Raw genomic sequence first — 15,878 nt, 5'->3', positions numbered from 1 at the left:
CGGAATACCCATGACAGACGTGCTAGAAATGATTCAACAGCATCTGGACCAGCTTTCCAAGTCGGAACGCAAGGTGGCAGCCGCCATTCTGGCCTCGCCCGAAACCGCCATCCACACCAGCATTGCCAGCATGGCCAATCTGGCCGATGTGAGCGAACCCACGGTCAACCGCTTCTGCCGCAGCATTCAATGCAAGGGGTTCCCCGACTTCAAGCTGAAACTGGCACAGAGTCTGGCCACCAACGGCTCCTTCGTGCGCCGCGAGATCGCCCCCAGTGACGACATGGGCACAGTGGTCGAGAAAGTGGTCCATTCCACCATCTCCTCCCTGCAGGACCTGGAGCGCCAGATCGACCTGCACGCCCTCAAGCTGGCCACCAACATCCTGTGTGACGCCGAGCGCATACACTTCTATGGCCTGGGTGCTTCCGGTCCGGTGGCCCTGGATGCGCTGAACAAGTTTTTTCGCCTCGGCATTCCGGTGGAAGCCACTACCGATTACCTGATGCAGAAGATGACGGCGGCCATGGCGCGCCCGGAAAGCGCCTTTGTGGTGATCTCCTATACCGGTCGTACCCAGCCCCTGATCGAAGTGGCCGGCGAAGCCGCCGCCAACGGTGGCCGGGTGATCGCCCTGACCACGCCCGGCTCGCCGCTGTCCGATGTGGCCACCGTCACCGTGGGCATTCCGGCGCGGGAGAACACCGACCTGTACACGCCCATGGTGAGCCGTCTGCTGCATCTGACGCTGATCGACATCCTGCTCAGCGGTGTGACGCTGGCCAAGGGGTCGGAAGTGGAAGAAAATTTCAAGAAAGTGAAGGGCGCCCTGGCCTCGACCCGCCGGCTGACCTGATTCCAGCCCGCCAGAAGCTGTAATAAAACTACATTTGTGGACGTTTTTTTCCGCCGGCACTGGATGAAAAGCGCATAAAGGTGTATAACTGCGTAGCAAATTTACAGGTTCTATCGAACGGCTGGCCCCTGATGTGACCGGGTCGGCTGCTTGCAAAGGGTGCCCCCGGTTGGGGCAGCCGGATACCATGTACAGGCAATCTGATGCCTCTAAACACCAATACAAGGGAGCTCCATCCAATGTCCACCATTCGTGTTGCAATCAATGGCTATGGCCGTATCGGCCGCAATGTTCTGAAAGCACTGTACGAAGCCAAGGCAGCCGGGAAGAATTATCCCATCGAGATCGTTGCCATCAACGACCTGGGTGACTCCAAGACCAATGCACACCTGACCAAGTACGACACCGCACATGGTCGTTTCAATGCCGAAGTCGACTTTGATGACAAGGCGCTGTATGTCAACGGCGACACCATCAGAACCTTCTCCGAGCGCAACCCGGCCGACCTGCCCTGGGGCGAGCTGAACGTAGACGTGGTTTACGAATGCACCGGCCTCTTCGTCACCGGCCCGTCTGCCAGCGCGCACATCGAAGCCGGCGCCAAGAAGGTGATCATCTCTGCTCCCGGCAAGGACGTGGATGCGGCTGTTGTTTATGGCGTCAACCACGACATCCTGACGTCGGACATGAAGATCATCTCCAACGCATCCTGCACCACCAACTGCCTGGCGCCCATCGCCAAGCCGCTGAATGACAAGCTGGGCATCAAGGAAGGCCTGATGACCACCATTCATGCCTACACCAATGACCAGCGTCTGTCCGATGTGTACCACAGTGATCTGTACCGCGCCCGTGCTGCGGCGCAGAACATGATCCCCACCAAGACCGGCGCTGCCGCCATGGTTGGCAAGATCATTCCCGAGCTGAACGGCAAGGTGGACGGCATGGCCATCCGGGTACCGACCATCAACGTGTCGCTGGTTGACCTGACCTTCACCGCCGGCAAGGACACCACTGCGGAAGAAGTCAACGGCATCATCGAAGACGCCATCAAGGCTGACCCGGCGCTGGCGGAAGTACTGGCCATCAACCATGAACCGCTGGTCTCTTCCGACTTCAACCACAGTGCCTACTCTTCCACCTTTGACGCGACCCAGACCCGTGTTCAGGGCCGTCTGGTCAAGGTGATGTCCTGGTACGACAACGAGTGGGGCTTCTCCAACCGTATGCTCGATACCACCATTGCACTGATGAACGCCAAGTAACACGGCGGTCTGTCAGTCCGGTCGTGCCAGTCTTGCGGGGCTGGCACGCCCCCTTTGCCCAGCCGCAACAGGAGTAGTCACTGCACAGCCTCATGCCCATCCGTCGCACCAAGATCGTCACCACCCTCGGGCCCGCTACCGATGCGCCCGGTGTCCTCGAACAGTTGATACTGGCCGGGGCCAATGTGGTACGACTCAACTTCTCGCACGGCAGCCCTGACGACCACCGGCAACGCGTGGCACAGGTGCGGGAACTCAGTGCCCGCCACGGGCGCTTTGTGGGCATCATGGCCGATCTGCAGGGACCCAAGATACGCATTGCCGGTTTTGCCGATGGCAGTGTGATGCTGAGCAACGGACAGACCTTCACGCTGGATCTCGACCTGGACCGCACGGCGGGTACCGCCGAGGCCGTTGGTGTCGACTACCCGGCCCTGGCGCAGGACTCCAGACCGGGCGACTTCTATCTGCTGGACGATGGCCGTATTCGGGTCGAAGTCACCCGGGTGGACGGCAACAAGGTGCAGACCCGGGTCGTGAGCGGCGGCACCCTGTCCAGCCACAAGGGCATCAACAAGAAGGGTGGTGGCCTGAGCGCCCACGCCCTGACCGATCGTGACCGCGAGGACATTCGACTGGCCTGCGAGCTCGAGGTCGATTTTGTCGCCGTGTCCTTTCCGCGCAGTGCCGAGGACATAGAAGAGGCCAGAGCGCTGGTGCGGGCTGCCGGCGGTGATGCCTGGATCGTCGCCAAGATCGAACGCGCCGAAGCCGTACAGGACGCCGCGACCCTGGATGCCATTGTACTGGCCTCCGATGTGGTCATGGTGGCCCGCGGGGATCTGGGGGTCGAAATCGGCGACGCGGAACTGATTGGCGTGCAGAAGAAGGTCATTCAGCGCGCCCGTGATCTGGACCGGGTCGTGATCACGGCTACGCAGATGATGGAAACCATGATCAGCAACCCCTACCCGACTCGGGCCGAGGTATTTGACGTGGCCAACGCGGTACTGGATGGCACCGATGCGGTCATGTGTTCGGCAGAGACGGCGGTTGGTGCCTATCCTGTAGAGACGGTCAGAACCATGGCCGAAGTCTGTATCGGGGCGGAGAAACAGCGTCAGGCCATGCACTCGACACACCGCATCGATCAGGAATTCCGGCGCACCGATGAGGCCATTGCCATGTCGGTGATGTATGCCGCCAATCATCTGCGCGGGGTCAAGGCGATTGTCTGCGTCAGCGAATCCGGTGCCACACCGCTCTGGATGTCGCGCATCAGCTCGGGGTTGCCTATCTTTGCCATGACCCGGCACCAGAAAACGGCACGCCGGGTCTGCCTGTTCCGGGGAGTCGAGGCGCTGCACTTCGACGTCACCCAACTGGCACCGAACCAGATCAACCAGGCAGCGGTAGATGAACTGAAAAAAGCAGACCTGGTCAGGGACGGCGACCTGGTCATTATTTCGAAGGGAGATCACATGGGCATTCTTGGTGGCACCAACAGTCTGAAGATCGTCAGCGTTGGTAATATTTTGTAAACTCTGCCATCATTTCGCCCCCGACTGAAGAACCAGATTCATTAATGCAGGGCCAAAGTGGCCATGCAGTTGCGATTTCTGAAACCCCGCAGACGACGAGGTTAAGCGGACTATGGAACGAGACATTGATCCAATTGAAACGCAGGAATGGCTTGATGCCCTCGCATCAGTCGTCCGGCATGAAGGGGCCGACCGGGCCCAGTACCTGCTCAAGCAGCTTTCCAACGAGGTGTCGAATACATCGACATCCGATGTGCCCTTCGCCATCAATACACCCTTCCGCAATACCATCCCCGTCACCGAGCAGGTCAAGTACCCCGGCGATCTGGAGATGGAGCGCAAGATCCAGGGCTATATCAACTGGAATGCCGTGGCCATGGTGGTACGGGCCAACAAGAGCGGCGATGACCTGGGCGGACACATGTCATCCTTCCAGTCTTCCGCCCTGCTCTACGATATCGGCTTCAACCATTTCTGGCGCGCCCCGAGCGAAGAGCACGGCGGCGACCTGATCTACTACCAGGGTCACATTTCTCCCGGTATCTATGCGCGCTCCTTTGTCGAGGGCCGCCTGTCCGAAGACCAGATCGACAACTTCCGCCGCGAAGTCGATGGCAAGGGTATTTCCTCCTACCCGCACCCCTGGCTGATGCCCGAATACTGGCAGTTCCCGACCGTATCCATGGGTCTGGGGCCGATTCAGGCCATCTATCAGGCGCATGTGCTGCGTTATCTCGAGCACCGCGAACAGGTCAAGCCGGGCCGTCAGATCTGGGCCTTCCTGGGTGACGGTGAGTGCGACGAGCCGGAAAGCCTGGGTGCCATCTCACTGGCGGCACGGGAAAAACTGGACAATCTGAACTTCGTCATCAACTGCAACCTGCAGCGTCTGGATGGCCCGGTGCGCGGTAACGGCAAGATCATCCAGGAACTGGAAGGCGTCTTCCGCGGTGCCGGCTGGAACGTGATCAAGGTGGTCTGGGGCAGCGGCTGGGACAAGCTGTTTGCACGCGACAAGAGCGGCCTGCTGCAGAAGCGCATGGACGAGGTAGTCGACGGTGAACTGCAGGCCTACAAGGCCCACGGCGGCGCCTATACCCGTGAGCACTTCTTTGGCCGCTACCCGGAAACGGCCGAGCTGGTCAAGGACATGACCGACGATGAGATCTACCATCTGGCACGTGGCGCGCATGACCCCTACAAGGTGTACAATGCCTACAAGCAGGCGTTCGAGCGCACCGGTCAGCCCACGGTTATTCTGGCCCACTCGGTCAAGGGTTACGGGGTTGCTGCCGGCGAAGCCCAGAACGCCACCCACCAGCTCAAGAAGCTGGATGTGGACAGCCTGAAAGCCTTCCGTGACCGCTGCAATGTGCCGATCAGTGACAAGGATCTGGAAGACGGCAAGATTCCGTTCTATCGTCCGGATGAAAACACTGCGGAACTGCAGTACATGAAGAAGCGTCGCCTGACTCTGGGCGGCTACCTGCCGGCGCGGCGTACCAATGCCGACGAGATCCCCAAGGTTCCGGCCCTGGATGCCTTCAGCGGCCTGCTGAAGGACACCGGCAAGCGCGAGATTTCCACCACCATGGCTTTGGTGCGCATCATGAGCACCCTGGCCAAGGACAAGGACATCGGCGACCGCATCGTGCCCATCGTGCCTGATGAAGCACGTACCTTCGGTATGGAAGGCATGTTCCGCCAGGTCGGCATCTATGCCCCGGAAGGGCAGAAGTACGAGCCGCAGGATAAAGGCCAGGTCATGTGGTACAAGGAAGACCAGGGCGGCCAGATCCTGCAGGAAGGCATCAACGAGGCCGGCGCCTTCAGTTCCTGGATTGCCGCCGCGACCTCCTACAGCACCAACAACCATGTGCTGGTGCCCTTCTATATCTACTACTCCATGTTCGGTTTCCAGCGCATTGGTGATCTGGCCTGGGCGGCCGGCGACAGCCAGGCACGCGGCTTCCTGATCGGCGGCACCTCCGGGCGCACCACGCTGAACGGTGAGGGCCTGCAGCATCAGGACGGGCACAGCCATATCCTGGCTGGCACCATCCCGAACTGCGTGACCTATGATGCCACCTACTCCTATGAAGTGGCGGTCATTGTGCAGGATGGCCTGCGCCGCATGGTTCAGGAGCAGGAAAGCGTCTACTACTACATCACGACGCTGAACGAAAACTACCACCATCCGGAAATGCCCAAGGGTGCCGAGGAAGGCATCAAGCGCGGCATGTACCTGCTGGAAGACAATGTCGGCAAGGCGAAGAAAGGCGTTCAACTGCTCGGCAGCGGCTCCATTCTGAATGAAGTGCGCGCCGCCGCGAAGATTCTGAAAGATGACTTTGGTGTCAGCGCCGATGTCTGGGCCGTGACCAGCTACAACGAGCTGACCCGGGATGGCCTGAATGTGGACCGCAACAACCTGCTGCATCCGGAGAAGGAGCCACAGGAAGCCTTTGTGACCCGGCAACTGAAGGGTCGCACCGGGCCGGTCGTTGCGTCGTCCGACTACATCAAGAACTATGCAAATCAGATTCGGGGCTGGGTCCCGGCGTCCTACCACGTGTTGGGCACCGACGGCTTTGGTCGCAGCGACAGTCGCCAGAAGCTGCGCCACTTCTTTGAAGTGGATCGCTACTGGGTCACTGTTACCGCCCTCAAGGCTCTGGCCGATGAAGGCGTGATCAAGCCCAGCGAAGTGACCAAGGCGTTCAAGAAGTTTGATCTTGATCCCGGCAAGCCGAACCCTGTGACTGTATAACTCTCCGGCCGCCCCGCGCAGGGCGGCGGGACAAGGAGCTTTTATGGCGACTGAAATTATCAAAGTGCCCGATATTGGCACCAGCGACAAGGTGACCGTCATCGAGGTCAGCGTCAAAGCGGGCGATACGATTGCAGAAGATGACACCCTGATCGTCCTGGAAAGTGACAAGGCCTCCATGGATGTGCCCGCACCCATGGCCGGCAAGGTCAGCACCGTCAAGGTCAGCGAAGGTGACGAGATCGGTGAAGGCGACGAGATCCTCTATCTTGAGGTGGAGAGTGCCGACAGCAGCGACGACGCTCCCAAGGCCGAGACCAAAGAAAGCAGCAAGCAGTCTGCACCGCCCAAAAAGAGCAGTGGCAGCAGCGCCGTCAAACCGGTCAAGGTGCCGGACATCGGCAGTGACGACCCGGTGGACATCATCGAAGTACACGTCAAGCCGGGCGACATGCTGAATATCGACGACCCCATCGTGACGCTGGAAAGCGACAAGGCTTCCATGGAAGTACCGGCCACCGAAGCCGGCGAAGTGGTCGCGGTCAAGGTGAAGGAAGGCGATCAGGTCAAGGAAGGCGACCTGCTGATCGAAATCAAGGCCGCCGGTGATGCTGACAGCAGTGATGAAGCCGCCGCGCCGGCTGCGGAAAGCACCTCGGACAGTGACACCGCCGAAGCCGAAGGCAGTGTGGAGTCGATCAAGGTACCTGACATCGGTACCGACGGCGCCGTGGATATCATTGAAGTCCACGTCAAGCCGGGTGATACGCTGAACGAAGACGACCCCATAGTGACGCTGGAAAGCGACAAGGCCTCCATGGAAGTGCCCTCTCCGAAGGGCGGTGAAGTGGTTTCGGTCAAGGTCGAGGTCGGCACCGAAGTGAAGCAAGGCGACCTGCTGATCGAGCTGAAGGTAGCCGGCGGCAGTGCCAAACCCGCCAGCACCCCGGCCACCGAAAAGTCCTCGGATACGCCCGCCCCTGCCAGCACGGCCTCGGCGCCGCAAGGCACCGAGGGCTATCAGGCGCCGACTATTGTTGGCGCTGACGATGACGAGATCGTGCGACCCTCCAAGCCCGTGCATGCCGGTCCGGCAGTACGCAAGCTGGCCCGTGAATTCGGCGTCGATCTGGCGCTGGTGAACGGCACCGGCCCGCGTGGCCGTATCGTCAAGGACGATGTTGCCGCCTTCGTGAAGAAGAAGATGCGCCAGCCGGAGAAAGTCACCGGCGGTGCCGGCATACCGGCCGTGCCCGATCAGGACTTCAGCAAGTTCGGTGAAGTCGAAGAAAAGGAAATGAGCCGCATCCAGCAGCTCACGGCTGCGAACATGGCCCGCAACTGGCTGAACATTCCGCATGTCACCCAGTTCGACGAGGCCGATGTGACCGATCTGGAAGCCTTCCGCCAGTCACTGAAACCGGAAATGGAAAAGCGCGGCGTGAAAATTTCGCCGCTGGCGTTCCTGGTCAAGGCCTGTGCAGCGGCACTGCATGAGTTCCCGCAGTTCAATGTATCGCTGAAGGCCGATGGCACCCATCTGGTCCAGAAACATTATGTGCATATCGGTCTGGCCGTGGATACACCGAACGGCCTGATCGTGCCGGTGATCCGCGATGCGGACAAGAAGTCCATCTGGCAGATTGCCGAAGAGATCATCGATTTCGCGCAGCGGGGCCGTCAGGGCAAGGTGAAGAGCAACGAGATGCAGGGTGGCTGCTTCACCATTTCCAGCCTGGGTGGCCTCGGCGGCACGGCATTCACGCCGATCGTCAATGCACCCGAGGTGGCGATTCTCGGGGTCTCGAAGAATCAGGTGAAACCGCACTGGAACGGGCAGAGCTTCGAGCCGCGCACCTTCACGCCGCTGTCGCTGTCGTACGACCACAGAGCCGTGAATGGTGCCGATGCGGCCCGCTTCACGACCTATCTGTGCCAGGCGCTGCAGGACCTGCGACGCATCCTGCTGTAGCCCTGCTGTAGAAAGAACCGATGCCTCCGCCGGGAGGCATCGGAAAAACCTGAAAGCCGGTAGAGAGACTACCGGCTTTTTTGTGTCTGCAGCAACTGCCCGCCGTGGAATCCGGCAGCCACAGCCAGCAGACACAGCAACAGCGTCAGGCCGACATAGAGCAATGCCAGCGGCCAGTTGCCCTGTCCGAGCAGCAGCAGGGTTTCGAGACTGAAAAAGGAAAAGGTGGTAAAGCCGCCGCAGAAGCCGCCCATCAGAAACAGGCGGGCTTCCAGACCCAACTGCCAGCGGCCCTCCGGCGCGGTCAGGGCCGCACAGGCACCGATCAGCAGCGAACCCAGAACATTGACGGTCAGAGTGGACCAGGGAAAGGTCAGCCCCGGGGCGCTGTAGAGCAGCACGGACACCCACAGCCGGGCGAGCGCACCCAGAGCACTGCCGGCGGCCACGGCCAGCCCCTGGCGCTGCGCCAGCGTCATGCCAACCCCCGCAGCAGACTGCCCAGTCCCCAGCCCAGGGCAGCCACGGCAACGGACAGTGACACCGACAGCACCACATTCAGCAGCGCCCGATCAAAGCGCCCGTGCTGCATCAGTTCCAGGGTCTGCAGGCTGAAAGAGGATACTGTCGTATAGCTGCCCAGCAGACCGAGCACAACCAGCGACCACACCGGCACCTGAGTCAGATTGACACCGGTCAGCAGAGCCGGGGCCCACAACAACCCCGCCAGCAGACCCAGTACCAGGGCACCACTGACATTGACCACCAGGGTGCCCCAGGGAAACTCACTGCCGGCATGCTCGGCAACCCATTGCCCTACACTGTGGCGCAGCCAGCCACCCGCGCCGCCGCCCAGAGCCACCAGCAGCAGGGAGGCAAAAAGACTCGTTACCGCGATCAGACATACCCCCATTCCACCAGACGCCGATAGGCGTGTTCCGCCTGGGCGCCTTGCTGTACCTGTTGCAGAAAACGCTGATACCGCTCTGCGGCCTGAGACCGATTGGCCAGATTCTCATGGCTGTAGCCGAGCAGGAAGTCCGTGCCCGGATTGCCCGGCAACAGTTCCTCATAGCGCTCGAACCGATCCAGCGCACGATCATAACGACGGCTGCCGAGCTGGGCCAGCCCCTGATACTGCACCGCCTGTGCTTCTCCGGGCAGACTCGCCGCAGCATCTTCGAACCACGACAGCGCCCGATCGAAACGCTCCTGACTGAGCTGCAGCTTGCCCATCAGCATGAGCCCGGTGTAATCCTCCGGCGCCTGCTCGAGCGCCCGCTGCAGCGCTGTCTCTGCTGCAGCCGCATCGCCCTGGGCCAGATGCCGCTCGCCTTCCTGCATGGCCTCAATGGCCGGGCGGATGCGCACGATGGGCGCGATCATGTCCTGATAGCGCTCTTTCTGCCGGTTACGCTCGCGCTGACTGCGCGTAAAGTCACGCACCTGGTTGCGGGCATTGTCGAGCCGCTCCTGCCCGGTCGGATGGCTGGCAAACATGACTTCAATCGCACTCGGCTTGCGGCGAGACAGGGAAGTCAGCATGCCGGTCAGGCCGATCATGCCTTCCGGGTTGTGCCCGGCTTCCGCCATGTAATCCATGCCCAGTCGGTCAGCCTCCCGCTCATTGTCACGACTGTAGCGCGACAGCAGGGCGCCGGCGCCGATCTGCCCCACCGCGCCGACAACGCCGGCCATCTGCGTTTCACCGGCGCCGGCCACCGCCGTACCGACCGCCACCTGAGCCAGCATGCCCTGGGAGGCCCGCTGACCGGCATGACGCGCCGTAACATGGGTCACTTCATGGCCCAGCAGCGCCGCCAGCTCGGCTTCATCCTCCATTTCCAGCATGATGCCGCGGGTCAGACCCACGGTGCCGCCGGGAAAGGCGTAGGCGTTGATGTAGTTGGCATTGACGACCTGAAAGCTGTACGGCATGTCCGGCCGATGTGAAATGCGGGCGATGCCCTGCCCCAGTTCGTCGACATACCGGTTGAGGCGATCATCGGCCGTAACGCCATAATCGGCAGACAGCTGATGGGGAGACTGTTGCTGATCAATACGGATTTCATCCTGCCGGCTCAGCAGCATAAGCTGCCGGCGACCGGTAACCGGATTCACTGAACAGCCTCCCAGCCAGACTGGCGCCGCCACGCCCAGCGAGGCCAGCGTCAGGCCCTGAATCAGGGAACGCCGCGTCACACGGCCGGCAACAGGATCAGCAAAGCGACGAGCAGGGGTTTGACACATGCCATGCATCCTCACGAGCAACGGAAATACTGCTGACTATCGTGCAGATTGCGCGGCAAGGCAAGAGGGCAACCCGGTTACCGGAGTGCCCTCTTGCGTGCCCGGGCGCTCCGGTCAGTCGTACAGATAGCAGGCCACAGAATGATCCGTTGCCAGCAGTCGGTGCTGGGGCGAATCCACGTGCCCGAACCGGATACGCAGCGCACCCGTTTCCGGTACAAACTCGGCAGCCTGCACCAGCGCGTCATGCCGGGCCTGCATGATGGCCGTGGCCTCTGCCTGCATGGCCTCGACACTGGCGCCCCCGGCAGGACTGAAGACCACATCCAGCCCATCGATACGGGCCGGTCCCAGCGTACTGGTGGTTTCACCGGCGATCCGCCACTCGGATATTGCCGTCAGCACGTCCCGACCTTCCCAGCCGCAATGGGCCATCGCATGCGGACAACGGGTATGGAAGTGGCAGCCGTTCGGCGGCTCCACGGCACTGGGAATCTCGCCGGCGCTTTCCAGCGGTGGCTTGACCACGGAGGGGTCCGGCTCTGGGCTGGCATCCATCAGCAGCTGCGTATAGGGGTGCTTGCGCTCCCGCACAATGGTCTCGGTCGGCCCGATTTCAACAATCTGGCCCAGATACATGATGGCCGTTCGGTCCGTCACATAGCTGATGGTCGGCAGGTCATGACTGACATAGACGAAAGAGATGCCCATCTCGTCACGGAAGCGCCGCATCAGATTGAGCACACCGGCCCGGATCGACACATCCAGCATCGACACCGGCTCATCAGCAACGATAAAGCGCGGTTCGGTGACAATGGCGCGGGCAATGGCCACGCGCTGCCGCTGGCCGCCGGACAGTTCATGCGGATAACGCTCCCAGTAGGTCTCCGCCGGCTTCAGCCCGGCCCGTTCCAGCGCCAGCCGTACGCGTTTGTGCACCGCCGCCTCGTCCGGCTCCAGTTTATGAATATAAACCGGCTCAGAGACGATCTCATAGATGGTGAAGCGCGGATTCAGCGTCTGATAGGGGTCCTGGAACATCATCTGCGCGCTGCGCCGGAACTGCTTCAGGTCGTCCTTGCGCATCTCCGCGATATTCTGCCCGTCAAACAGGATGTCGCCGGAGGTGGGGTCCTGCAGCCGCACCAGCATTTCGCCGGTGGTGGTCTTGCCCGAGCCGGACTCGCCGGCCAGACCCAGCACCTCGCCCTGATACAGATCAAAGCTGATACTGTCGACCGCATGCACCTTGCGCTCAACGTTCTTGCGCCATGGCAGTGACGCCAGCAGACCGCCATCGACATCAAATTCCCTGGTCAGCCTGTCCACCTGCATCAGGCGGTCCCGCGACTGTGTCTTTTCCAGCGGCACCCCGGTCTGCACATATTCCCCCAGGCGCTCACCCACCACCTGCCAGGTGTCGTTGCGCATGGCCTGCACTCGAAACTCCACCGCCCGCTCCGGATAATGGCAGGCCGCCTGGCGGCCCTCGCCCACATCCTGCAGGGCCGGCGTCTCACTGCGACATCGGTCGGTGGCAAAGGGGCACCGCTCGGCAAAGCGGCAGCCCGCCGGCGGATTGAGCAGGTTGGGCGGTGCCCCGGGGATGGAGATCAGCTCACGCTGGGCGCCTTCCAGCGTCGGAAAGGCGTTGGTCAGGCCCATGGTATAGGGATGGAACGGCTCGCCGAATACGGCCCGCACCGGCCCGGTCTCCATGATATGACCGCCATACATGACCGCCACCCGGTCACAGGTCTGCACCACCACTGAAATGTCATGCGTGATGAACATCAGCGCCAGGCCGCGCTCGCGCCGCAGGCGGGTCAGACGGGCCAGAATCTGCGCCTGCGTCACCACATCCAGCGCCGTGGTCGGCTCATCGGCCACGATCAACTTGGGGTCCAGCGCCAGGGCCATGGCAATGACCGCGCGCTGCTTCATGCCGCCGCTCATTTCGTGCGGGTAGGCACTCAGACGATCCGGGTCTATGCCCACCTGTCGGAACAGGTCTTCGCCATGCGTCCAGGCATCCGCCTTGCTGATGGAGATATGCGCCTGCATGGCTTCCACGATCTGGTCGCCCACCGTGTAGACCGGGTCCAGCGCATTCATGGCCGCCTGCGAAATCCAGGCGATGTCCTTCCAGCGCACCCGCCGCATGCCCTCTTCGTCCAGGTCGAGCAGATTGCGCCCCTGGAAATCGATGCGGCCGCGCGGTGTCTTGCCATTGGGCGGCAGCAGGCGCAGCATGGATTTGGCCGCGGTGGTCTTGCCACAGCCTGATTCACCTACCAGACCCAGCGCTTCGCCCGGCCTGATATCGAAACTGACCCCGTCCACTGCCTGCACCGGCCCCGAGCCCGTGGCATAGTGAATAGCCAGATCTTCAACCGACAACATGGTTTCTGTGCTCATCGACGTGCCCTCAGTCTCGGATTGGCCACCAGCTCGAGTGATCTGGAAATGAAGAATACCGACAACACCGTGATCATGATGAAAATCCCCGGCGGCAGGTTCCACCACCAGGCATCACGCCAGGCGCCGGACAGGCGGGCGTTGTGCAGGATACCACCCCAGGATATGGACTGCGGCGGCCCCAGACCCAGGAACGACAGGGTGGCCTCGGCAATGATGGACACCCCCACAATGATGGCCAGTTCGAGGAATACCAGCGGCATGACATTGGGAAATATGTGGATATACATGATCCGCAGATCCGAGGCGCCGGCCACGCGGGCGGCCTTGACGAAGGGTCGCTCGCGCAGCGACAGCACCTGCGAACGAATCAGGCGCGCCACGGTACGCCAGGTCAGCAGTGATACCGCCAGAATGACAATCAGCAGACTCGGCTCGAACAGCAGTACCAGGATCAGCGCGAACGGCTCGAAGGGTATGCCGTACATCACATCCACGGTGCGCATCAGTACGGTTTCGGTGCGGCCCCGGAAATAGCCGGCGATCAGACCCACATTGGCCCCGATCAGAACGACCAGCGCCGCGCCGAGAAAACCGACCAGCAGTGCGATGCGCGAGCCGTAGACGTTCTGGCTGTAGAGATCCCGACCCAGATGATCGGTACCAAACCAGTGCTCGGACGTCGGCGGTGACAGCCGGTTCACGAAACGATCCGAGCCCAGCGCGTAGAAGTGATCTTCGGTGACCATCAGGGTCCGCAGATGGCGCGCGCCCTGCGTCGAGGCCAGATGCCAGCCATCACCATGGCGTTCCATGATGATGCCGTTGCGTGCCACGGCGATGGCCTCGCCCTCGCTGCCGATCCAGCCTGCCCTGATGGCGCGCGAATCCGGCGCATCCTCTACCACCCAGTCGGCATCAGCACCTTCACGGGCAAGCAGAGTACCCCGTTCACCGACAATCAGGCCGGTGCCGTCTGCGGTCAGATGGATATCGTTCAGAGTGCGGTTGGTGGGCAGCCGCAGCAGGCTGAAGCTGTCGTTATCAGGGTCGAACTGCAGCACCACGCCGCGTTCACCGATCACCAGTCCCGAGCCGTCGGCATCAAAAGCGATCCCGTTCAGGTCCAGCCCGCGGTTGACCGGGCTCTGCAGGGTTTCAATGCTGACGGCGTCGGTGCTCAGGTCCAGGCGCCAGATCGTCTCCTCCTCACCGACAACCCAGGCCGTATCGTCGTCCGACCAGGCCACCGCATGCAGATCAACGGACTCGGGGGCATCGACTTGCTGCCAACCACCGGTGGTATCGTCATAGAGGGCCATGATGCCGCCCTCACCCACAATCAGCGCCCGCCCGGCGGCACTCACCGCCACCGCGCGCAGTGACTCGGTGAAGGGCGCATCCAGCGCCGCCCACTGGCCATCGTAGCGGTATACGTTGCCACCCCGGGCCACGGCAATGCCAACGCCATCCTGCCAGGCGGCGTCATAGACCGTCACATCACCCAGAGGCTCGGACAGCACCCAGCGCACCGATCCGTCTTCTGCCTGTGTACGCTGCATCAATGTGCCCTCTTCCAGCTCATTGATGTGCAGCGGATCATGGGTGGCGAGCAGGGGTGCAAACAGGGCCATGGCCACAATGGCGGCCAGTACGATAAAGCCGGTCAGTGCAATGCGATCACTGACTATGGCCCGCGCCGGCTCGGCGGCGCTTTTCAGTATTGATGATCTCATTTGAAGCTCACCCTCGGATCCAGCAATGTATACAGCATGTCCACCAGCAGGTTCAGCGTGATCACAAAGGCAGCCATCACCAGGAAGCTGGCCTGCGCCAGAGGAAAGTCGGAGGTGCGCACGGCATTGAGTATTTCACGCCCCAGGCCGGGCCAGGAGAACACAACCTCGACCACCACCTGGCCGCCGGCAGCCAGACCAATGGTGACAGCCAGTTGCGTCACCACCGGCAACAGGGCGTTGCGCGCGGCGTGGTTGTAGAGAATGCGCCGCTCCGGCAGGCCCTTGGCGCGGGCCATCTCGATGAAATCCTCGCCGTACACCTCCAGCATGGTGTTGCGCATGATCAGCATGGGCGAGCCCAGGTAATACAGAGCGACCACCAGAGCCGGCAGGATCAGGTGATGCAGGAAATCCAGCGTGAAGATCTTGTCCAGGAAACCGCTGGCCTCGTAGGGCAGCGTGCGCATGCCGCTGGTCGGCAGCCAGCCCAGGTAGATGCCGAAGAACAGGATGGCGATCATGCCGGTCCAGAACATGGGTGCGGAGCGGAACATCAGACCCACAAAGATACCCGTGGTATCGGTGCCGGAACCCCGCCGCCAGGACAGCCATGCACCCAGCGGTACACCCACGGCATAGGCCAGGGCAATGGCGGGCAGCATCAGTACCATGGTGTTGCCCAGGCGTTCCCAGATGATGTCGGCTACCGGCGCCCGGTAGTGAAACGAGAAGCCGAAATCACCCTGCACGATATTGCCCAGGTAGATCAGGTACTGCTCCCAGAGGGGGCGCTCAAGCCCGAAACGGGCGCGGATCTGCTCGCGCTCGGCCGGCGTCAGGCCTTCGGTGATCAGGGCCGCGGTCGGGTCTGGCAGACCCAGGCGAAACAGGAAAAACAACAGGGTGGCGATGATGAACAAGGCCAGAAAACCGTGCATGACACGGCGGATAATATAGTTTCTGCGCGCTGACATAGCTGGATTCTCGTCAACCATACGGCCCCGCGTCGCCGGTGGCGGCGTTCAGGCGGGGTAGTACAAGAGAAGCCCCGCCGCTGGCGGGGCCGA

General features: G+C 61.7%; 11 protein-coding genes. 5 read left to right on the top strand and 6 right to left on the bottom strand.

Annotated elements, in window-relative coordinates; all coding sequences use genetic code 11:
* Positions 1-10 precede the first annotated feature (10 nt).
* From hexR to aceF, 5 genes are all read left to right on the top strand, one after another.
* Complete coding sequence (gene hexR, locus E4656_RS02685) at positions 11-856, top strand: transcriptional regulator HexR (protein WP_135480941.1); 846 nt, start codon at positions 11-13, stop codon at positions 854-856.
* A 239-nt stretch (positions 857-1,095) separates the two neighbouring features.
* A complete protein-coding gene (gap, locus tag E4656_RS02680; protein ID WP_135480939.1) occupies positions 1,096-2,121 on the top strand; it encodes a type I glyceraldehyde-3-phosphate dehydrogenase in 1,026 nt (341 codons plus the stop codon).
* A gap of 92 nt (positions 2,122-2,213) precedes the next feature.
* A complete protein-coding gene (pyk, locus tag E4656_RS02675; protein ID WP_135480937.1) occupies positions 2,214-3,662 on the top strand; it encodes a pyruvate kinase in 1,449 nt (482 codons plus the stop codon).
* A gap of 112 nt (positions 3,663-3,774) precedes the next feature.
* Positions 3,775-6,432 (top strand): pyruvate dehydrogenase (acetyl-transferring), homodimeric type, encoded by a 2,658-nt coding sequence (aceE, locus tag E4656_RS02670; protein ID WP_135480935.1) that lies wholly within the window; start codon positions 3,775-3,777, stop codon positions 6,430-6,432.
* Positions 6,433-6,475: 43 nt separating this feature from the next.
* Positions 6,476-8,404: a dihydrolipoyllysine-residue acetyltransferase gene (gene aceF / locus E4656_RS02665; RefSeq protein ID WP_135480933.1), complete on the top strand. Its 1,929-nt coding sequence runs from the start codon at positions 6,476-6,478 to the stop codon at positions 8,402-8,404.
* Between the two features lie 68 nt (positions 8,405-8,472).
* Here aceF and crcB (E4656_RS02660) read toward each other — a convergent pair whose 3' ends face one another.
* From crcB (E4656_RS02660) to E4656_RS02635, 6 genes are all read right to left on the bottom strand, one after another.
* The gene (crcB, locus tag E4656_RS02660; RefSeq protein ID WP_135480931.1) at positions 8,473-8,883 is read right to left on the bottom strand and encodes a fluoride efflux transporter CrcB; all 411 of its coding nucleotides are present in this window, start codon (positions 8,881-8,883) and stop codon (positions 8,473-8,475) included.
* Positions 8,880-9,317 carry a fluoride efflux transporter CrcB gene (gene crcB / locus E4656_RS02655; protein WP_135480929.1) on the bottom strand — a complete coding sequence of 146 codons (438 nt, stop codon included), beginning with the start codon at positions 9,315-9,317 and terminating at the stop codon, positions 8,880-8,882. The genes crcB (E4656_RS02660) and crcB (E4656_RS02655) overlap by 4 nt, the downstream gene beginning before the upstream one ends.
* The gene (locus E4656_RS02650; RefSeq protein ID WP_135480927.1) at positions 9,302-10,654 is read right to left on the bottom strand and encodes a M48 family metalloprotease; all 1,353 of its coding nucleotides are present in this window, start codon (positions 10,652-10,654) and stop codon (positions 9,302-9,304) included. The genes crcB (E4656_RS02655) and E4656_RS02650 overlap by 16 nt, the downstream gene beginning before the upstream one ends.
* Before the next feature lie 114 nt (positions 10,655-10,768).
* Entirely contained in the window at positions 10,769-13,072 is a 2,304-nt protein-coding gene (locus tag E4656_RS02645; RefSeq protein WP_135480926.1) for a dipeptide ABC transporter ATP-binding protein, read from the bottom strand.
* Positions 13,069-14,808, bottom strand: coding sequence for an ABC transporter permease subunit (locus E4656_RS02640; RefSeq protein ID WP_135480924.1), 1,740 nt, complete (start codon positions 14,806-14,808; stop codon positions 13,069-13,071). Before E4656_RS02640 ends, E4656_RS02645 begins: the two co-directional genes overlap by 4 nt.
* A complete protein-coding gene (locus E4656_RS02635) occupies positions 14,805-15,785 on the bottom strand; it encodes an ABC transporter permease (protein WP_135480922.1) in 981 nt (326 codons plus the stop codon). Before E4656_RS02635 ends, E4656_RS02640 begins: the two co-directional genes overlap by 4 nt.
* Positions 15,786-15,878 lie beyond the last annotated feature (93 nt).

The sequence above is a fragment of the Natronospirillum operosum genome, assembly GCF_004768465.1.
GTDB lineage: Bacteria > Pseudomonadota > Gammaproteobacteria > Pseudomonadales > Natronospirillaceae > Natronospirillum > Natronospirillum operosum.
The sequence above is the reverse complement of the archived record's forward strand: the minus strand, read 5'-3'. Positions and strand labels throughout refer to the sequence as shown.